The sequence below is a fragment of the Pseudomonas sp. ES4 genome (assembly GCF_050586665.1).
GTDB classification, from domain to species: Bacteria; Pseudomonadota; Gammaproteobacteria; order Pseudomonadales; family Pseudomonadaceae; genus Aquipseudomonas; species Aquipseudomonas frederiksbergensis.
Genome location: NZ_JBOBDO010000002.1, coordinates 420390 through 440450, shown reverse-complemented (window position 1 = coordinate 440450; position 20061 = coordinate 420390). Strand labels below are relative to the sequence as shown.

The 20061-nt window shown below is 52.9% G+C and carries 18 protein-coding genes; 14 read left to right on the top strand and 4 right to left on the bottom strand.

All coding sequences use genetic code 11. The annotated features are described in order from the left end of the window. On the top strand, positions 1–330 hold the full coding sequence (locus ACQ4OB_RS04175) for a hypothetical protein (RefSeq protein WP_074877794.1): 330 nt from the start codon (positions 1–3) through the stop codon (positions 328–330). Between the two features lie 96 nt (positions 331–426). Here ACQ4OB_RS04175 and ACQ4OB_RS04170 read toward each other — a convergent pair whose 3' ends face one another. After that, positions 427–1143, bottom strand: coding sequence for a glycosyltransferase family 25 protein (locus ACQ4OB_RS04170; protein WP_102614233.1), 717 nt, complete (start codon positions 1141–1143; stop codon positions 427–429). Between the two features lie 344 nt (positions 1144–1487). On the opposite strand from ACQ4OB_RS04170, the gene ACQ4OB_RS04165 reads away from it, so the two are divergent. The 6 genes from ACQ4OB_RS04165 to ACQ4OB_RS04140 all read left to right on the top strand — a co-directional run bounded on the left by ACQ4OB_RS04165 (position 1488) and on the right by ACQ4OB_RS04140 (position 7422). Continuing rightward, positions 1488–2141: a peroxiredoxin gene (locus ACQ4OB_RS04165; protein WP_430955180.1), complete on the top strand. Its 654-nt coding sequence runs from the start codon at positions 1488–1490 to the stop codon at positions 2139–2141. A 349-nt stretch (positions 2142–2490) separates the two neighbouring features. Beyond that, positions 2491–2988 (top strand): hypothetical protein, encoded by a 498-nt coding sequence (locus ACQ4OB_RS04160; RefSeq protein ID WP_074877790.1) that lies wholly within the window; start codon positions 2491–2493, stop codon positions 2986–2988. Positions 2989–3348: 360 nt separating this feature from the next. Beyond that, positions 3349–3906, top strand: a complete 558-nt coding sequence (locus tag ACQ4OB_RS04155; RefSeq protein WP_074877788.1) for a polysaccharide biosynthesis/export family protein — start codon at positions 3349–3351, stop codon at positions 3904–3906. 80 nt (positions 3907–3986) lie between these two features. Then, positions 3987–5042 (top strand): hypothetical protein, encoded by a 1056-nt coding sequence (locus tag ACQ4OB_RS04150; RefSeq protein ID WP_430955179.1) that lies wholly within the window; start codon positions 3987–3989, stop codon positions 5040–5042. A gap of 20 nt (positions 5043–5062) precedes the next feature. After that, a complete protein-coding gene (locus ACQ4OB_RS04145; protein ID WP_102614234.1) occupies positions 5063–6622 on the top strand; it encodes a GumC family protein in 1560 nt (519 codons plus the stop codon). A 68-nt stretch (positions 6623–6690) separates the two neighbouring features. Further along, positions 6691–7422 carry a CpsD/CapB family tyrosine-protein kinase gene (locus ACQ4OB_RS04140; RefSeq protein WP_232252300.1) on the top strand — a complete coding sequence of 244 codons (732 nt, stop codon included), beginning with the start codon at positions 6691–6693 and terminating at the stop codon, positions 7420–7422. Positions 7423–7466: 44 nt separating this feature from the next. Here the strand turns inward: ACQ4OB_RS04140 and galE are convergent, their stop codons facing one another. Then, entirely contained in the window at positions 7467–8444 is a 978-nt protein-coding gene (gene galE / locus ACQ4OB_RS04135; protein ID WP_430955178.1) for a UDP-glucose 4-epimerase GalE, read from the bottom strand. 244 nt (positions 8445–8688) lie between these two features. On the opposite strand from galE, the gene ACQ4OB_RS04130 reads away from it, so the two are divergent. Further along, complete coding sequence (locus tag ACQ4OB_RS04130; RefSeq protein ID WP_430955177.1) at positions 8689–10335, top strand: phosphoethanolamine transferase; 1647 nt, start codon at positions 8689–8691, stop codon at positions 10333–10335. Between the two features lie 60 nt (positions 10336–10395). Here ACQ4OB_RS04130 and ACQ4OB_RS04125 read toward each other — a convergent pair whose 3' ends face one another. Beyond that, positions 10396–13014 (bottom strand): glycosyl hydrolase family 5, encoded by a 2619-nt coding sequence (locus tag ACQ4OB_RS04125; RefSeq protein ID WP_102614236.1) that lies wholly within the window; start codon positions 13012–13014, stop codon positions 10396–10398. A gap of 5 nt (positions 13015–13019) precedes the next feature. Continuing rightward, on the bottom strand, positions 13020–14543 hold the full coding sequence (locus ACQ4OB_RS04120; RefSeq protein ID WP_074877775.1) for an O-antigen ligase family protein: 1524 nt from the start codon (positions 14541–14543) through the stop codon (positions 13020–13022). A gap of 95 nt (positions 14544–14638) precedes the next feature. Here ACQ4OB_RS04120 and ACQ4OB_RS04115 point away from each other — a divergent pair, with 95 nt between their 5' ends. The 6 genes from ACQ4OB_RS04115 to ACQ4OB_RS04090 all read left to right on the top strand — a co-directional run bounded on the left by ACQ4OB_RS04115 (position 14639) and on the right by ACQ4OB_RS04090 (position 20043). Next, positions 14639–16012 carry an oligosaccharide flippase family protein gene (locus ACQ4OB_RS04115; RefSeq protein ID WP_430955176.1) on the top strand — a complete coding sequence of 458 codons (1374 nt, stop codon included), beginning with the start codon at positions 14639–14641 and terminating at the stop codon, positions 16010–16012. 138 nt (positions 16013–16150) lie between these two features. Beyond that, positions 16151–16345 (top strand): hypothetical protein, encoded by a 195-nt coding sequence (locus ACQ4OB_RS04110; RefSeq protein ID WP_074877772.1) that lies wholly within the window; start codon positions 16151–16153, stop codon positions 16343–16345. Beyond that, positions 16342–17811 carry an FAD-dependent oxidoreductase gene (locus ACQ4OB_RS04105; protein WP_430955175.1) on the top strand — a complete coding sequence of 490 codons (1470 nt, stop codon included), beginning with the start codon at positions 16342–16344 and terminating at the stop codon, positions 17809–17811. The genes ACQ4OB_RS04110 and ACQ4OB_RS04105 overlap by 4 nt, the downstream gene beginning before the upstream one ends. 132 nt (positions 17812–17943) lie before the next feature. Then, positions 17944–18561, top strand: a complete 618-nt coding sequence (locus ACQ4OB_RS04100) for an acyltransferase (RefSeq protein WP_074877768.1) — start codon at positions 17944–17946, stop codon at positions 18559–18561. After that, positions 18554–19510, top strand: coding sequence for a glycosyltransferase family 2 protein (locus ACQ4OB_RS04095; RefSeq protein ID WP_074877767.1), 957 nt, complete (start codon positions 18554–18556; stop codon positions 19508–19510). Before ACQ4OB_RS04100 ends, ACQ4OB_RS04095 begins: the two co-directional genes overlap by 8 nt. Positions 19511–19518: 8 nt before the next feature. Then, the gene (locus tag ACQ4OB_RS04090) at positions 19519–20043 is read left to right on the top strand and encodes a serine O-acetyltransferase (protein WP_076027750.1); all 525 of its coding nucleotides are present in this window, start codon (positions 19519–19521) and stop codon (positions 20041–20043) included. Positions 20044–20061: the final 18 nt, after the last annotated feature.

The following is a 20061-nucleotide window of genomic DNA, read 5'->3' as shown; positions in this document are numbered from 1 at the left end:
ATGCGGAATGTGATGGTTGCGCTGATTTCGTTAGGCCTGGCGAGCGTTGCCGCCTCTGTCCAGGCCAAAGAGCTGGCATCGAGTGATCGTTACATTTGCAGCTGGGGCGCAGGTACCGCGGCAAAAGCCCAGGAACTCAAGCTGTCCGGGGTTTCCCTGTATGCAGCGCGGCAGAAGCTACATACCTACAAATTCAGCAAGCCGTGGATGCACATGATGGCGATGGGCATTACCGAGCAGACCTATGACAGTCATTCGCGGATGAAGCCCGCAGCCCTGCGCGAGAGCTTTTACGAGGAGTGCGTGCGGTACAAGTTGGCACGCAAATGAGGAGGGCGGCCCGCCACAATCATCCGGACACGGTTCTGCGCCGTGCCGGCCTGGTACGTCAGTCGGGTAATTGAGGCCTTTCCTGTAGAGGGAGAACTATCGAGTCCTTCTCAGGTTTTTTGCCTTTAACCTCCTGAGCATACCCATTACCGGCCGCAGGAGAGGCACCCTGTCAAACAGGGAAAGCTCATGCAGGTCGGTCCGCGAGGGCCTTTGGTAGCCGCAATTCCAGGTGAAATAGTAAGCCGAAATTTCTTTGTTCTTATGAATGAGCGTATTGAGAGCCGCGTCATAATGCATTGGGCCTCCGTCAGGATGTCCCGGTGGCCGCTCCAGAATCTCGAATAAAAAATCCCTCAATTTCCCAAAGCACTTCCCGTTTACAGCATAGAAATGGGCCAGGTGTATTGGCCGGTCGACTGCTTTCCAGGCGGGCAAGTTTGAATTTTCTTCAAACGGATGCCCGAAATAGACGATGTCCCACTCCAAACCTTCCAGAGCCTTGATGGCCTCTCTACCGTATTGAGAAATGTGTCTGGAAAACTGTATGTCGTCCTCCAGGATCAAGACATTTTTCAAATTCAGGCGGATTGCCTCTTCCAGCACCCCCAGATGACTCAGAAAGCAGCCTCTGACGCCGACGCTCGGGAAGCCATTTCCCTCAGTGGGCGTAATAGCCTCAAAAAAGCCTGTTTTTTCATCATCGATGTGAAAGCCGTTGCGAGTGAACTCTTCAACTGTTTCTAAACGGCGATCCTTTCTTGACGAGATATTGATGATTCTTACTCGATCAAAATATTCGATCACATTCATCTGTCAGGTCCTTGGCGCAGACAATCAGGGCAGCTGGATTGGGGAACCCGAGTGCGGAAAACACCGTGCGGGCAGCATCAGAGCAGGGCCACTTTCTGCATTTCCTGACGGCTCGGCGTCAGCTTCCATGACCTCAACCTGACAGGCTGAGTACTTGGCGCTTTGTCCGTTTCTCTATCGACCCCGGATTGCAGTATAGGCAGCATTTCGTCTCGTAAATCGGTATGCAGCGGATAGGTCTGCTAGCCCTTTGGCGGATCGCGGATACAGAGCGAAGTCTTCAAGGTCTCCTATACTGGATCGTTCCGAGAGTGTCCCTACCCTTCACAGCGAGGAGAACGCATATGACCATTCGTATTGGCGACGAAGCCCCGGATTTCACCGCCGAAACCACTGAAGGCACGCTCCATTTCCACGAATGGATTGGCGACAAGTGGGCCATCCTGTTCTCACACCCGAAGGACTTTACCCCGGTCTGCACCACTGAACTCGGTTATATGGCCGGGCTCAAGCCGGAATTCGACAAACGCAACACCAAGATTATCGGTCTCAGCGTCGACCCGGTCGGTAACCATCAGAGCTGGTCCAAAGACATCGAAGAAACCCAGGGCCATGCAGTCAACTACCCAATGATCGGCGATGAGAATCTGGTGGTGGCCAAGCTCTACGACATGATTCACCCGAACGCCAGTGGCGGCGCTCGTACTGCCGTGGACAACGCAACGGTGCGTTCAGTGTTCATTGTCGGTCCGGATAAAAAGATCAAGGCGATGCTGGTCTACCCGATGAGTGCCGGGCGCAATTTCGATGAAGTATTACGGCTGCTCGATGCTATCCAGTTGAACGCCAAGCACACGGTTGCCACTCCGGTGAACTGGCGTCCGGGCGAGGACGTGATCATTCCGACGTCGGTATCCGACGACGATGCAAGGAAGAAGTACCCGGAAGGCTTTAAGACGGTGAAACCGTATTTGCGTACGGTAGCGCAACCGAAGTAATGGTCAGGTGATCATCCTGCCTTCAATCGCGATGCAGGCGTCGTCGGTCCAGTGCATGGCTTTCCCTGAGCCGCCGTAGCCCGTTGCGGGGAAGCTGTTCCGGGTCGACGCCAACAGCCCGAAGCGGGCTGACGCCTCATGCGCAAAGCCATTTCACAGGGATAGAATTTACTGGGTTGCGGGGCATATTGTGGCGTTATTTTGACGCCACCCACCCTAAAATTAAATTTGGATTTATTATTGTGACGAGCTATTGACGTAATGGCGATGTGCTTATAGGCTCAATTTAGCCGATATAGATTTCTTAAACCGACAAAAGAATAACCCCCTTACGCAAGGAGGCGGTGTTATGCGCTCAACATTTGTCATTAAATTCGTGTTGTTGTCCGTGATCCTGAATGGTGCAGCCGTTGCTAGTGCGCAGGCGACCAGTCTGGCCTATGAAATTAGTCGCATAGGCAATACCAGCGAGGCGTTGAGGCCCAAACTTGGCGCGGTTCTTGAGAAGTATGCGGATGGCGCTTCGCTTACTTTGGGAAAGGGTCTTGGTTTGCCTTCGTTGATCACCGATATTTATTTCGATAATGCCGATTCCTCCAAATTTAATGGTGTCATCGATCACGCTGACTCAGGCGTTGGCGTATCCGTCAATTCTTCTTCGAGTGACGGATTAATGGCGGCGGCAAACAATAAGCAGATCAAGACTGATTCGGCAATCCAGGTTAAAAGTCTGGCTGAAACAACTGATACCAATCAACCGAATGCGGTACCGCTTTCAGCGGCAGCATGGTTGTTCTCTTCCGCATTGATTGGTTTTATTGTGGTTGCCAACCGACGGAAGATATAGATGGATGACACTAAGCGTTGGTTGTAAGTATGGATATAAAGTTAGTTGCATCGGCAAAGGTTGCTATTAACAGATTGACGGTGTTGCAGTTAAACCGGCTCAAGCGGGTAGGGTGTGGCTAATATTGACGCAAATACGTCGAAGGCAGCTTGCTTGTTCCAACCTGTTGTTAAATAACGCTATTTTGTTGTCTTGCACTAACGTTCCGGTTTCGGGTGTGTTGCATTGTCGGAATTGACCACCCGGAAGCTCAAAGCGATCCTGTTTGGTAATTTCTTTTGCGTGAAATGGGCTAGAGTCATTTGACTAGGTTTTTTTGTTCTAAGCTCTTTGCATGGCTACTTAGACGGAGGGATCCCGATGTTCCGTTCATTGATACCTGTGCTGTGCGCGCTGGCCGTTTGGCCCAGCATTTCCAATGCCGTCGAAAATGATGGGGCTTACAAGCTGAATCAGGGAGACAACCTTTCTATTTCCGTTTGGGGGGAAGACAAGCTCAAGCAGGATGTACGCGTACTCCCCAACGGCAGCATTACCTTTCCGCTGGTAGGGCGAGTCGATGTTGAGGGGCTTGATACCACCGCTGTCGAGCAGCAAATCGCTGCCAGGCTTGAGAAATTCATACCTGATCCGCAGGTGAGCGTGGTCGTCACCGGCACCGAAGGTAATCTCGTCTACGTTCAGGGCAAAGTGCTGAAACCCGGCACCGTGCATATGTCAGGTCAAACGTCAGTGCTGCAGGTAATAAGCATGGCGGGTGGGCTCGACAAATTCGCCGATAAAGACGACATTAAGGTCGTGCGACTCAACGGGACTAAACAAGAGATCCTGCGCGTCAACTACAGCAAGTTGATGTCGGGGGATGACATGTCCACCAATTTTCTACTTAAAGCCGGCGATACGCTGGTCGTGCCTTAGCCTTGGCACTAAGGATTATCTTGCTTGGATTTCGAACTACCGGGGTTGCGACGGCAATCCTGGCTTTGTCGTGTTCGGACATGGCCTCTGCTGCTACTTGGCAATCAGCTATAGCCGTGCCTTCGACGGTCGAGTACGACAGCAACCCACTGCTGCTCACGAGTGATGAGGAAGGGGTGACTCGTACCATCATCGCCCCCGATTACAGCCTTGTGGGTACTTCCGGGCCGGATGAGTACCGGTTCGGTCTGGGGGTGAATATCGTGCGTTCGTCGGATACGTCGATCGTTTCGGACCGTGAAGATCCCAGATTAAGGTTGGGGTGGCAGCGCGAGACCGAAACGGGGGCTTTTGGGCTTGTGGCGAGGTATGAAGAAAACTCTACGCTTTCCACGGTGGTCCAGGAAACCGGCGTAGTTGCCTCTGATGGCACGCAAAAGATGTATTTGGTGGGCGGCAACTGGAGCACTGCTCTCAGCGAGCGAAGTACCCTGGTTAACGAAACTGACTACACTCATGTCACTTACGATATTGATTCACTGACCGACTATGACGAGCTGGCAACCCGCTTCAGCTGGAACTATGCGTGGAGTGAGCAGGTCGAGCTGTTCACCCGACTTGGCGTGAGGCGCTATGAGCCGGAGGAGGGTTCTGCGGTGGCTTCCTCAAACAGCTACACCCCAACGGCCGGCTTGAATGTCCAATTCTCCGAGCGGCTAAGGGGGACGGCTTACGTGGGTCTCAACCAAGTCTCCGGCACAGGTAGCGGCCCAAAAGGCCAGGGCGGTTTGTTGCTGCAATATGCCGGTGAGCGTATTGATACCAGCATCGATGCCAGTCGCAGCACGCTCGCCAGTGGCGACGGTGGTTTCGTCGAGGTTGATGCCCTGAGAGGTTCATGGAGCTATGCCATCGACGAGACCCGACGCACCGGTTTCGATGCTTCCTGGCAAGACGCCAAAGGCCGGACGCCTAATACCCTGCAAAATTACGGTGCCTGGTTTAGCCAAGAACTCTCGCCTTTTTGGATTGCCCGCCTATCCTACACATACAAACAACGCCAGCAAGATGGCTTGCCGGATGCCACTGCAAACGTAGTCGGGCTGACGCTGACTTATAGTTATCCCGGTCTCTGACATTCAGCTGTGTGAGAAATATGGCCACTGAATACGAAATGTCGTTCAACGACTACCTAGCTATCATCAAGCACCACGCCCTGCTGTTGATCGTGAGTTTCGTGGTCATACTCGGCGTTTGCGTAGCGGTAGCAATCTCTCTCCCGCCTACCTATGAGTCATCCGGCACGATACTGGTGGAGTCTCAGCAGATTTCGCCAGACCTGGTGGCGGCCAACAACAATACCTTTGCCGATGAGCGTATCGAAGTCATTCGCCAGCGCGTGATGACCCGTGAGCATCTGGAAGGGATCATCAACAAATACAATCTTTTTGCTTCGCAAAGTCGGCAACTGACCGTTACCGAGAAGATCGAAGAAATGCGCAATGCGATTGTGGTCTCCCTCGTCAGTGCTGCCGTCAAGGGGCGCGGAGAGGTGACGATTGCTTTCCGTCTTTCCTTTGAGCACCGCCAGCCAGAGATTGCGAACAAAGTTGCCAAGGAGCTGGTGACGCTGTTTCTGGATGAAAACATCAAGCAGCGCACCGAACGCGCCAGTGAAACCACAGAGTTCCTGACGCAGGAAGCGGACAAACTGAGGGTGGAACTGGAAACCCTTGAGAATCGGCTGGCGGACTTCAAGCAGGCACACAGCAACGCGCTGCCCGAGCATCAAGAGCTGCGCATGAACATGTTGACGCGCGCCGAAACCGAGCTGAAGGAGATCGACCGTGACTACAAGACTGCCCGTGAGGAGTTGCGCTTCAATGAGTTGGAGCTTTCCGCCGCAAATGCCGGGCTAGCGACAAGACCTGGAGCACTCGGTACGGCTGCTGATAAACCACAGGATCTGGCTAGCCTCAAAGCGGAGTACATCCGCTTGCAGTCGCTGTATACGCAAGCCCACCCCGACGTGCGTGCCGTCAAGCGCAAAATTGCTGCACTTCAGGCCGGCAAAGGCGCTGGCGCATCAGCTTCGGTCAATCTGGACGTTGCCAGGGCTCAGGCGCGGATCTCCGCAGCCGAAGCACGGATCAAGTCGCTGGCCGATCAAAAGCAGCAAATACTCGGAAAAATAGCCGAATACGAGGCACAAATTATTGAGACGCCGCAAATCGAGCGCGGCTTGGTCACGGTGATGCGTGACCATGATAATGCTCGTAAAAAATATGAAGAAATCCGCACCAAGGAAATGAGTGCGAAAATTTCAGAAAGCCTGGAGCAGGAGAACAAAGCCGAGCGTTTCGTTCTTCTGGAATCGCCGCTGATGCCCGAAAAACCGGTACGGCCAAACCGTAAAAAAGTGGTCGCCATGGGTTTCTTGCTTGCCCCGGTGGGTGCTGGCGCGCTGGTGATGCTCCTCGAGATGATGAGTCAGCGTGTGCGCGGTGCCCAGGCCTTGGCCAGCGTGCTGGGTAGACGCGTACTGGTCTCCATTCCTTACATTCACACCAAGGCTGAACTGGCACGCCGCAGGAAGTGGCGAATGCTATCGATCGTCTGTGGAGTCGCATTAATCGCGATCTTTCTGGTGCTCTTGCACTTCCTCTATATGCCTCTGGATCTTCTGATATTTAAAGCTTTGGGCCGGTTTGCATAAGGAATATAGCCATGGAAATAATCAATTCCGATACCGAAAAAGCCGAGCAACAGACCTCGTCAAAAGCCATGACACCGACCGCGCAATCAACAAGTCTGAATGCGCTCAGTTATGTGCAAACCAAGGTTGTACCTTTGCGACCGGGTCACCTTGAGCGCAACCGAATTGTGGCTTACAACAAAAATTCGAATGTGGGCGGAGCATTCGATCTACTGCGTACACAAGTGCTGAAAATCATGGAGGAAAATGGTTGGCGCACGCTCGCCATCACCTCGCCGACCCCGGAGGCAGGCAAGACGGTGTTGGCTATAAACCTGGCGATGAGTATTGCGCATCACACCACCAAGACGGCGTTGCTGGTGGACTTCGACTTGCGTCGTCCGAAGGTGGGTGAATATCTGGGACTGCCGATGGATAAATCGCTTAATGAATTGTTGGCAGATGAAGCTGAACTGCAAGAGGTACTGGTCAACCCGACTTTGCCGCGCTTTGTAGTCCTGCCGACGCGCGAGCCGATTCCTCTTTCCACCGAAGTGTTGTCATCGCCTGCAGTGAGCCATTTGATTGCTGATCTGCGCGAGCGCTACAACTCACGCATCGTGATTTTCGACTTGCCGCCGTTGTTGAGTTCGGATGATGTGATTAACGTCCTGCCCAGGTTCGACTGCGTCCTGCTCGTTGTCGCTAATGGATTGAACAGCAAGAAAGAGATCGAGGAAAGTCTGCATCATCTTGGCACCGCCAACCTGATTGGCACGGTGTTGAACAAAGCCGAGCCTGAAAACCGCTCTTACTACTAGAGCATCATCCGCACGAGGTCGGCGCTATCGGCTGGCGCCGACGCTCAGTGCCAAGGGTACTTCTGCTCCCAGCTCCAGGCATGCGCCACTATCTGTTCAAGTGAGCCAAATTGCGGGTGCCAGCCAAGTAATGTGTTGGCCCTGCGGGGATCGGCCACCAGGCGGGGTGGATCGCCCGCGCGACGTGGCGCTGCGCTGACAGATATAGCCTGGCCGGTCACGTAGCGCGCGGTATCGATCACTTGCTGTACTGAGAAACCTTGACCGTTACCGAGGTTGAACGCCGTGCTTGCACCGCCTGCCAGCAGATAATCCAAGGCAAGCGCGTGAGCGGCAACGAGGTCGACAACGTGGACGTAGTCGCGGATGCAAGTACCGTCAGGTGTGTCGTAATCACAGCCGTAGACGGTGATGGTTGCGCGCCGTCCCGAGGCTGCTTGCAGGATCAGGGGCAGCAGGTGGGTTTCCGGTTCATGGCGTTCACCTAACTGTCCTTCAGGGTCTGCTCCGGCGGCGTTGAAGTAGCGCAGGCAGACAGATTTCAGCCCGTATGCACGATCGAAATCTTCTAGCATCTGCTCCACCATCCACTTGCTGCGCCCATAAGGGTTGATCGCTGCCTTGGGATGCTCTTCGTCTATCGGTACATACACCGGGTCACCGTAGACTGCGGCGGTAGAGGAAAAAATGAAGTTTTTAACCCCGGCGCGAACCATCGCCTGGAGCAGCGTCAGGGTGGCGGTGAAGTTGTTTTTATAATACTTGGCAGGTTCAGCGACAGATTCGCCCACCTGTATAAAGGAGGCGAAGTGGAACACGGCATCAAAGTGGTGTCCCGCAAACAGGGTGTCCAGTGCCTGTTCGTCGGCTATGTCCAGTTCGACCAATGTCCCGCCTCTCAACGCGCTGCGATAACCCGTTGAGAAATTGTCTGCCACCACAAGATCGTGACCTGCGCTCAGTAGCTGCTTCACCATGTGCGAGCCAATATAACCCGCGCCACCCACCACCAAAAATTTCATCCTGATCTCCGATTTCCTGGGCGCTTTGCTGTGAGCTCAAATGATTGTATAGCGGCAATCAAGGCAGGTCGCAAACAGCTTCTTCATTTGCTCCTGCATGCCAAGGATGCACAGCGCCAAACCTTGCAGCTCGCTACGTCTGGAGCACCAAACGAGGGAGTATTTTTGAACGTGATGCAGCGAGTACGCCAATTGGAGCTACCCTCTGAGGAGGCATATGGGCATCCTGCGGGAATAATTACCAATGAAAAATTCTGCCAAAATTATCGATGGTTTATTAAAAATATTAAAAGCAGAATGGCCAAATTTAGTGTTGTGGTCATATTTGCTTTCACCCTTGGTGGTTAGAATGCTGACAAGCTATCAGTACTCTAAAATTGATTTGTTAGTCTTTTACACCCTTGGCATGTCGGTGTTGTGGCTTTTGGCAATCAGATTTATTTCCTCCAATCAATTCAAGGTTCACCTCATTCTACTGCCATTCTATTTGGTAGCAGCTATTGATCTATTTTTGGTTTTGAACTTCAACTCAAGATTAACGGCTGCCTATCTGTTTATTGGCTTGACGAACTTCCAGGAAGCAAGCGAATTCCTGCCGACCTATTGGCGACCCATCAGTATCGTTTTGATGATTTTCATACTGTGCTATGGGGCTGGATTAATAGGCCTGCATAAACGCAAATTATATAAGAGCAAAGGTGTTTTTGTTTTGGCTATTAGCGCCTTGATCGCAGGGTATGGGGCGTATTTTTATAAAACCGTTCAGCTTAACTCTTTCGGGAAGTCTGCAGTCATGGATCTCCTTGCAAAAGATCAAAGCACGCCAGTAGGTTATTTGTCGCAAATTACCCTTACTGCAAACTTGTATTTTGGGACGGAGAAGCTCATCAAACGTCGTCGGGAATCTGACGTAAAAATAACCAGCCTATCGGATCAGTCAACTATAGAAACCATTGTTTTTGTAATCGGTGAGTCATCGCGGCCGCACAACTGGTCCCTCTACGGTTATGACAAGGACACAACTCCGAATCTTGGTAAGCAGGCGGGCATTTTCAAGTTTAATCAGATCTGTACGACAGCCCCATACACCTCGTTCGCCGTGCCTTCAATGCTGAGCCTTGAGCCTATATCGGATTGGGACTCCATTGCGTCAACGAAATCGTTGGTGAGTATATATCGGGCGGCCGGGTACATGACCTATTGGTTGTCAGTGCAGGAGGTTGATAGTTTTGGCGGAATAATTCCACAAATAGCCGCCGAGGCACAATACCGTCAATACTTTGAGAGAAGTTATGATGGGGCGTTGATGTCGGAATATGAAAAAATACTCAATAAAAACGAAACGGAAAAGAAAGCCATATTCATTCATGTCAAGGGAAGCCATTTCGAGTATTCACGCCGATACCCGGAAAGCTTCGATCAATTCAAGCCGGCAACAAGCAGCTTCAAAGACAAGATCACTGCAGAATATGATAATAGTATTTTGTATACAGACTGGTTGTTGAGTACGATTATTGATCAGTTGAAGTCGAGCAAAAAACCATCCGTCTTGTTTTACTCATCAGATCATGGCGAAAACATGATGGATGACAGTCGAGGGTTGTTGGGTCACGGGATTGGCAATAAATATGATCTTCCGGTTTCGGCGTTTATCTGGGCGTCCGAGAATGTTTCAAACCAGCAATCGCTCAAATTTTTAAAGCTGAAGGAAAGAGAAAGTCAGAAAATAAGCATATCGTCCTTGCCCCATACGCTTTTAAATATCACCGGGGTTTTTACGAACAGGTATAAAAGTTCGGATGATTTATCAAGTGATGATTTCGTTTCGTCGAAATGTCCGCATTTACTCGGCGCAGGCTATGTTCCATCGTTTGATTTTGACGCTCTTTAAATACCCCTCGTTGAACAACGCCGCAAGGCGTTGTTCTCAGGTTGAGGCCGGTTACGGCGCCTAAGGTTGTGCTGGCGTGACGTCCTTTTTCAAGAACAACCAGTTTGAGGCCTGTAAGCCGTCGAGCTTGATTGTGTAGCGGCCATCGAGGTAGGTCGCAGGCAGTTTCTTCATTTGCCGCAGAATACCGTGGGTAAACAGTGTCAAACCTTGCGGCGCCTGAATGGTTAACGTGCCCTCGAGGGGCTCCACGTAAAAAGGTATTTTGTCGCCGTCTTGGGGGATGGCACGGGAGCCCAACGAAATCATTAAATCCTGCGATTGACCCAAAGGTGAGTCGTCCAGGCTTTGCACCGCCACACTGGCGTTGGCAGTCTTCACTTGAATCTTGATGTTGCCAAGGCTGATCGACTCGCCGCCGATCCAGCCGGTCGCAGCCTGGGTGCGCGGCGTATTGATGGTGTAGACGCCTTGTTTCCAGTTGCGCTTTAGCTCACCGGTGTCGGTCGTGGACTCGCTGGTGTTGGCGTCCAGCAGCGACTGGTCAGGATCATGAAATTCCTGTGCATTGCTTGGGATAACGCTCGGTTGCAACCATGGCAATTCCGGTGTCTGTGGCATCGCGATTTCCAGCTTGCCTTTCTCCATGGCTGTACGCAGGAAAGCAGAGCTGGCCGGTGTGATCATTTGATTGAAAAGAGTGCCTGGCGTCGGAGCGAAGACGTAGGTCGTCGTTGCTCCGCGAACGTCTGCACGGCGATAAAGCAAAGCGGCGGCGGGCAGGGTGGCCAGCATTGCAGGGTCGTTATAGGCATGCCAGTTATTGGCACTCATCCCGTTGCCGCCCATTGGCTCCTGGCTATAGGCATATTGCATCAGTGCATCCCAGCCTTGGTGGCTGGCGGTGCCGGCGATATAGAGTGGCAGCGAGTGACGGTCTGCTGTCGGGAAGGGCTCATTGTTCCACTCGGTAACGGTCAAGGGTTTGCCGACGACCTGGCCGGCGGCAATCCAGTTCACTATGCTTTCGCTGTAGTGCGGATTTTTCTCTATCTGTCCCGAACCCCCGTAGCTATGGACATCGATGACGTCCCCGGCGGTAAGGGCCGGCAGGGAGTTCAGGCCATTGCGACCCCAGCTACTGGTCGTGGCGATGGGGACCTTCACGCCTATACCACGCAAGTGTTGAATCATGTCGACGTTGAAACGTCGTTCCAGATCGTTAAGGAACATCTTGGAGGGGCCTGGCTCCCAGGAGCGCCAGGTCTGGTTTGCGGACAGGTTGTGCTGTTTGGCAAAAGCCTCGGCCTCGGCCATATAGATGCGGTTGTGTTTCGGTAAATTCTTGTCTGGCAGCAGGGCATTGCCAAAGTGGTTGGTGACGTCGTTTTCGTTGGTAATCAGTACGGCGGCAATCGCCGGGTCATCTTTGTAGGCGAGACCGGTATAGCTGTTTACATGGGTCAGGTAGTCTTCGGTAAAGCGCTTCATGGCTTTCTGAATGGTGAGATTCACATAGGAATAGCCCTTGAGATAGGTGTAGTTCTGTTCTTCTTTTGGCAATTCATCGAAGCCATAAATGTTGTCTTTTTCAGTAAAGACGCGCTGGACGTGCAGATCGAGCCAGACATAAATGCCTTCGTCTTTCAGGCACTTGATCCACCAGTCGATCTTTTTCAGCGATTCCGGGCTTAGTTGCTGGGTGCTGCGCGTGATCCTGCCGTCGCCAAAGATGTTCGGGAAGACCCATGGCGAGTCATGGTGGTGCAGTCGTACAAGATTGAAGCCCAGTGCTGACAGGCGTTTGGCCTGTAGCTTGATGGCATCGTCTGACGTGAGGAACAGCGAGTAGGCCGAAAGGTTGGTGCCCCAGAAACGCGCCACAGTGTTGTCGGCAAATTGCAGTTGCTCACCGGAGGCTTTGATGAAGCCGCGCTTGCCGGCTGGTTTTTCCTGAGCGTTGAGAAAGGACAGGTCGACTGGCGAGGTTTTCCAGTCGAGCTTGTCGGTCGGCCAGCTCTTGGGGTCCGACAGCCCGAAGCGCTCGGTTGTGGTTGGGCCGACCGTCACATCACCAGAAACGCTCAAGGTAGCCGTGAAATCCTGGCGGCCACGTTTGAGCGTGTTCTTGTAGAGAAAAGCACGTACCTCGGATTTGCTGCCCGGTTCAAAGTACACGCTCTCCAGTGCGGGCTCGAAGCGCATTTCGATGCGCCGCCCTTGTGCATTGCCCCAGGTCCAGCCGCGGTTGTCGGGTAGCAAAGTGGGCTCGCCCATTTCTCCAGCGAACAGAGCGGGGTCGAATGTGAAGACGATGCCACCACCTGAAAGGCCCGACTTCCCACTGCGTGCATCCAGTACAAAGTTCCAGGTCAGCTTTTGCTCGCCTTGCTTCTGAATCTGAGCAGTCAAGTCGAAATCCAGCGCTTTGTTTTTACCCGCGAAGGAGTATCGATAAGGGGTGTTTACCTTGAATTCAGGGTGCAAATACGTCCAGCCCCAGCTGGGTCCAAAAAACGAGAATGTCGTAACGAACACCGGACTGCCACCACGCTCCAGCATTGGCAGGCCGTTGCGCTCATCCACACTGACGACCCAGTCCGATGCCCAGGTGCCAAGCGGCCAAATGGCAAAAAGCAGCAGGAGCAGTATTTGAGGGCGGCGAGACAACTGGATCATGGGGGCTACCTGAGTTGGAGGTGGGCACTCGCCGCAACGGCCGTCGAGGTGTTCTTGAGCCTGCGTGCCATCTGAGCGTAGGCCACGCACAGTCCAGCCACCGACCAATACACCACGGGGATTACCGTAATACTGCTAACGGTGACGATGGTGATCAGGATCCCGGCCAGTGTCGCCAGCAGTGCACGTCCGAGTCGGCGTGCCTCATCGTCTTCTTTGGGGAAAGAACGAATCCCCTTGCGCAGGCCCTGCAGGACACTGACGAAAAAAACCACGAAAAGTGTCAAGCCAATCAAGCCGAACGACAGCGCTATGCCGATATAGGTATTCACGATATCGATGATTCCCTGGCCTTGAATCATGGACTGCATTTCCGGTGTGCTGCGGAAATTGAAAGAGCCCAGCCAAGGGTTGCGCTGGATAACGATCACGGCGTTATCAATCAAGCGCTGCCGATAGGTGATGTTTTCGACTTCCACCGTGCCGATAAACGGTAGCAGATCAAGCACTTTTTGCCCGCCCGGCACGATGGCCAGCAAGGGAAGTGCGAGGATCCCGGCGACCGCCAGCAGCGTCAGGCGTTTGATCGCTTTGCGGCCAGTGCCGATGAACACGACGATAATGACGGCTGCACCAATCCAGGGGCCACGCGACAGCGGTGCGAACAGACCACCGGCTAGCAACAGTGCGCCGAGGGTGCGCTGTAATTTGCTACGTACTTCCTCCTGCAAGTACAGGTAAAAGCCGATGGACACACTGATGACGAAGCCCAGGGCAATGGCCTGGCCGGTAGTGGCGCTGGCACGTAGTGAGCCACCGCGACTCAAGTAGCCAGGATCCCATTGCATGCCCATGGCGGTAACAACCGCGCTATACAGCTGCCAGTGCTTGGCATATTCGAAGAGACCTATAAGCGACAGCACCATGGCGGCGAGTACAAAACCGAGCAAAGCGTCCTTGAAGTCGCTGAGGTTTTTCAGCGCCCGGCTGGCAACGTAGTAAGGCAAAAAAACTTCGATGAACAGGTAAAGCATTTGGCGCAAGGTGTCGGTGACGGTGGTTTCGCGCAGGAAAAGCAGACTCGTCAGCAGGAGGTAGGCGGCTAACAGTCTGTCAGGCCAGGTGCGCCCGAAAGAGACCGTGTCGGCGCGCCTGCGCAAAGTGAAAAAAGCCGGAAGCAACACGCACAGTGCCAGCACACGAATATGGTTGAGGGAAAAAAAATAGTTGACCAGGCCGAAGCCCGGAATCTCCGCCGTGGCCGGCGGGATGAGAAACAGCAGAAGAAAAAATAGCGCCATCGGATTGCGTTCGCGACTTCGTGCGAAGGTCAAAACGATCGTGGCAATGCCTGCGTACACCCAGAAACTGTGCGAAACAAATGCCAATAGCGTCAATACGAACCACAAGTTGCGCCGACGAGTGAAATTACGGTCGGAAATCAGGTCTGCTGCTGGTCGACGTGCCATGGCAAAAACGATGCCGGTGAGGACCAGAATGACTACTAACGCTCGGAAGTGCTCAGGCATGGATGATTGCACTTATTGATTGTTGATCGACGGCTAGTGGAATGGCTAAACGCGACTATAGTTCGTTTTGAGCCATTGAGTCCGGGGATGATGTTATGTCGTTAGTCGATTCGCCAGTGTTGGGCCTTCGTAAGCGAGCGATCTCTGCCGGCGCATGGAATTTCGGGGCGCTGGTTACCTCTCAAGCCTTTCGCTTGGGCGGCAACCTGATAATGGCCCGTCTGCTGATGCCGGAGATGTTCGGCATCATGATGATCGCCATAACCGTTTCTCTGGTTCTGCACATGCTTTCCGATGCCGGCTTGCGCCAGAACATCATCCAGAGCCCACGTGGCGACGATCCGGTGTTTCTCAATACCATCTGGACCGTGCAGATCGTGCGCGGCTTTATCCTTTTTGCTTCAACACTTCTTCTTGCGGCCCTCGCCTGGTATGCACAGACCATTAATTTGTGGGCGCCCAATTCCACCTACGCCGCCCCCGAGTTGCCGTTGGTGTTGGCCGTGACCAGTTTCTCGGCAATCATTGTTGGTTTTCAGTCGACCAAAATGGACCTGGCAGTGCGCACTTTCCAGCAAAAGAAAGTGGTACTCACCGAGTTTGGTTCTCAGGTCGTCGGGCTGTTGGTCATGCTGGGTATCGGTTACTTCACCAGGTCCATCTGGTCGCTGGTGATTGCAGGTCTGGTCCAGTCGATGGTCAGCACGCTGCTGGGGCATTTCTGGTTTGAAGGCCCTTCCAACCGTCTACGGTGGGAGCGTGCTGCGCTCAATGAATTAGTCGGTTTCGGCCGTTGGATTCTGTTGTCGTCAGCGGTGGGCGTATTGGCCATGTACGGTGATCGCGTCTGGTTCGGCGGCAGCATGACGGCCAGCGAACTGGGCGTTTACTCCATTGCCGTGCTGATTCTGGGCGCTGTTCAGCTTGCGTTGCAAAAGATCGTCGGGGCCGTGGCCTTGCCGGCCTTCAGTGAGGCCTCAAGAACTAATGACACCGTACGGCTCCACGCTTTGTATTACCGCTTGAAATTGATGCTCGATCTTGCCTGCCTGTTTCTCTGTGGACTGTTCCTGACCGGCAGTCCACTGCTCATCGGCATCTTGTACGATGAGCGTTACGCTCAGGCCGGCAACATGATGGCCATTCTTTCACTCTCTTTTTTCACAATGCGCTACCTGTTGGCGAATCAGGTCTGGATTGCCTTGGGACTGACCAAGTACCAGGCCATGGATAACATTATTCGCGCCGTCTCGTTGTGGGTGCTGCTGCCTCTGCTGTTGGCGATTGGCGGGGTCGACTATGCGATTTGGGGTGCAGCCCTGTACACGTTTCCTACGCTTATCCTGGTTTTTTACGTCAATTATCGTCTGGGGCTATTCAGCCTCAAGCGTGAATTGATAGTGCTGCCCATGCTCGCGGTGGGGGCTTTGTGTGGGGAGTTATTGACGGATCTTTTTAAATGGCTTTGATCTGATCTGTTTCTCTCAAGTTTTCAAAGCTGTGGCACAGCGTCGCCATTGAGGTATTGATGGCCGTCGCCAAAGTATGTGGCCTTGATGTGTAGTTGGAATTTTCAACGCAATCTCGATGTCGTGGAGCTTTGAATCATGAGAGAAGCTGATTTGAATACCTCTGTGATGGGACGCAGAAGCTTTCTCCAGGCTTCTGTTCTATTGAGTATCGGAGGACTCATGTTCGGATTTTCCAAAGCCGTTGCCCGGCCGTCTGCTGTTAAATCCGAGTTTGTTGTAATCAACGGATGGGTGCTGCCTGCCCAGCATTTTCGGCAAACGCCAGCATGATCAAAGACTACCAATCGCAGAAAGAACTCCGCGATCACTATGACCTCTGCATCATCGGTGGGGGCCCCGCCGGCATTACGCTGGCCTTGCGTTTAGCTGGTAATGGTCGACGTGTGTTGCTTGTCGAGGGTGGAGGGCACGAGTATTCGTCGACTTCGCAGGACCTTTATAAGATTTCATCTTCAGGCCTCGAGATGTACGCCCATGAAACCCGCCTGCGTTACCTCGGTGGGACCTCCAATCACTGGGCCGGGCGATGCCGCCCATTCGAAAAGTCGGACTTTACCGTAGGACCTCCGGGTCCCGTGCCGGGTTGGCCCATCGCCTTTTCCGAGATCGAGCGCAATTTGTCGGCGGCCATGGATATTGTTGATCTTGCGCCGCACTCCGGATTCAAGGCGATCAATGCAAGTCTGGACGGTACCGACTTTGAAGCGGATCGTTTCCTGCTTAGCCCGCCGACGCGATTTGCACAAAAATATGCCAAGGAACTTAATGAGACCGAGGGGCTGGATGTTTTCATCCATTGCAATTGCGTCGATCTTGAGTTCGACAGCAAGACCGGCCGCATCGCAACGATAGTCGTCTCGGACTACCAGTTACATCGAGAGCGAGTTACGGCAAAACGATTCATTCTGGCGACAGGCGGAATCGAGAATGCCAGGCACCTGCTCAACAGCGAGTCCCTGGCGGCTGGCGGTATCGTAAAAAAGGACGGTTTCGTCGGCAGATGCTTCATGGAGCACCTGAACGTCGAGATGGGAAACTTCATCCTGAAAGACGGGCAGGACACAGATGCTCGGCAGGAATACTTCACGACCGATGCATTCGTGATGGCGCACAACTCAGGTAAAGGGAATGTGACGGCCACGCTTGTCTCGGAAGTGAAATCCTATGGACGAATGGCTGCCATCAAAAGCTTTTTCGAGAACCTCATTTGCGAAGTAGGCGCGGAGCGCAAGGTTGAGTTCATTGCCAAGTTCGATTGCCCTGGAGATGGGGTGATCGGCACGTTGATTGAGCAGTTTCCCAACCCCGATAGCAGAATTTCATTGCTCGACGAGCGAGATGCATTGGGGATGAGAAAGGTCGAGATTCATTGGGAGCTAACGCCAGCAGACAGGGAAACCGTCAAGTCCATAGGGCTGGAAGTGGCGAAGTGTTTTGCCGACACAGGGCTGGGCTTCGTCAAGCTGGAAGAATATGTGTATGACGTCGATGTGCCACTGAGGCTCAATCCACATGCTCATCATATGGGGACAACGCGGATGGCGAGTTCGCCAGAGTTTGGTGTGGTCGATGAGAACTGCAAAGTGTTTGGTGTTGAGAATCTTTACGTTGCGGGCAGCAGTGTGTTCTCTACAGGTGGTGCCTGTAACCCCACGATGCCTCTTTTGCAACTTGCTTTAAGGCTGGCAGAACATCTCAACCATCAGATGGGGCCCGGGGTGGGCAGGTATTCCTGAGCGCGGCGCAGGTGGATTATTGGAGTGTTGGATTTTAGGGAAGCGTCTACGCTTAGGGTAGTGGTAATGAAGAATCAGGGTGTATCTAACCTTGGCACAGGTGTCTATCGCTGAATTAATGAGGCTGACAGGATGATTGGTCTACTAAAACGCACTATTGCTTATATTGCAAAAACAACGGGGTATGGGACTCCGCTCTATAAAAAATTCTGTAAACCGGACGGGTATGAATGGGCTAAACATATGGTTCGGTGGGGGGGGCTGCACTCCATCGGTCAAGGCGTATGGATCAATCCTGCTGCCAACATACCTGACCCTTCACTAGTACGACTCGGAAATAATGTAGGTTTATCTTGTTGCACGCTGTTCGGCCACGATGGAGTAGTCGGCATGCTCGAGGTGGTCTTTGATAGAAAACTTGATTCTGTCGGTCCTGTCGACATTCTTGATAATTGTTTTATCGGCTATGGCGCTATGATCTTGCCGCGTGTGACTGTTGGCCCTAATTCGATTGTCGCAGCCGGTGCTGTAGTCGTAAAAGATGTTCCGCCTGGGGTGGTGGTTGCGGGTAATCCAGCCAAGGTTATTTGTACGCTGGAAGAGGTGTTGGCGAAAGTCGAAGAGCGTAGTGCCACTTATCCGTGGATTGACCTTATCAGGCAGCGCAGTGGTGTATACGACTCGGAACTTGAACCGACGCTCATTAAAATGAGAGCGGAATACTTTTTTGGCGCGCGATCCAATGGTTAGTGCTCCTCTTGACGTATTGGTAGTCAATTACAATACAGCGGAGTTGTTGCAACCGATGTTTAATGCGTTACGCCAGTCAAATAGCGTGAATCGCACGCGCTATTTGGTGGTGGATAATGCCTCTGTCGATAATTCGCTGGAATGTCTGGCAACTATCTGTCCAGAGGCAGTGCAACTCGCCAATGAAAATAATGTTGGCTTTGGTCGTGCCAATAATCAATTGGTTGAACACCTGGAGGGCAAGTATGCGTTGCTCCTCAATACCGATGCCTTTGTGGCCGCGGATACGCTGAGCAAGACGCTCGACTACATGGAGACTCATCCTGATTGCGGTGTCCTCGGCGTTCGATTGGTTGGACGAGAGGGTGATTTGCAGCCCTCCTGTCGCTATTTTCCAACACCGTTAAATGTCTTCCTTTCGCATACAGGGCTTGAACGTTTTGTCCCTGTGGTGAAAAGAATCGACGACATGGCCTGGGACCATGCTTCGGTGCGTGAGTGCGACTGGGTGCCCGGGTGCTATTACCTGATCCGCCGTGAAGTCATCGACGAGGTTGGCTTGTTCGATCCGCGCTACTTCCTTTATTTCGAAGAGATCGATCACTGCAAACGCGTTAAACAGGCAGGCTGGAAGGTCGTTTACTACCCGCATACCACGGTGGTGCATATCGGCGGTGAAAGTGCCAAGTCTGTTGACAAGCTCAATGCGGATAATCGCCAGTTACCTACGTTACAAATCGAAAGTCAGCTGTTGTACTTTCGCAAGCACTACGGTCTGCCTGGTTTGGCCTCACATATGCTGCTGGTGAGTCTGGGGGATCTGATTGTGGCGCTCAAGGCGTTATTGAAAGGCCGCGGTCGGGCCGCTTTAGCAGCGTGTTGGCAGCATACTCGTGTGACCTGGGCGTTGTTGCGTGACACCAAATTCGCTAGCCAACCAACACGGTAGAGCCAGTTATGTTCGAAAACATACGTGCGGATTTACGTGCATACGCCGGAGACTGGGGGGCTCAGGGGTTTTGGGTGATGGTGGTTTATCGCTTTGGACGCTGGCGTTACGGTGTGCGACCGGCACTGTTACGCAAGTTGTTCTCCTTTATTTACAAAGTGCTCTTCAAGCTGATGCAGATCGTCACGGGGATCGAATTGCCCTGTGAGGTGGTGGTCGGGCGCAACTTCGTCATCGATCATTTCGGCGGAATCGTCATCAGCGGCTATGCGCAATTCGGCGATGATTGCCGTATCCGCAATGGTGTCGTTGTAGGCCTCAAGAACGTGAATGAGCCGATTGCTCCGGTGATGGGTAACAATGTTGATATCGGGGCAGGGGCCAAGGTGCTGGGCAATATCCGCATCGGTAACAATGTCGTGATTGGTGCCAATGCGGTGGTGCTGACCGATGTACCGGACGACTCGGTGGCAGTGGGCGTGCCGGCGACTATCAAGAAAAGGAAATACGCAGAATCGAGGGAGTTCTCATGAACCACCCGATGGATTACT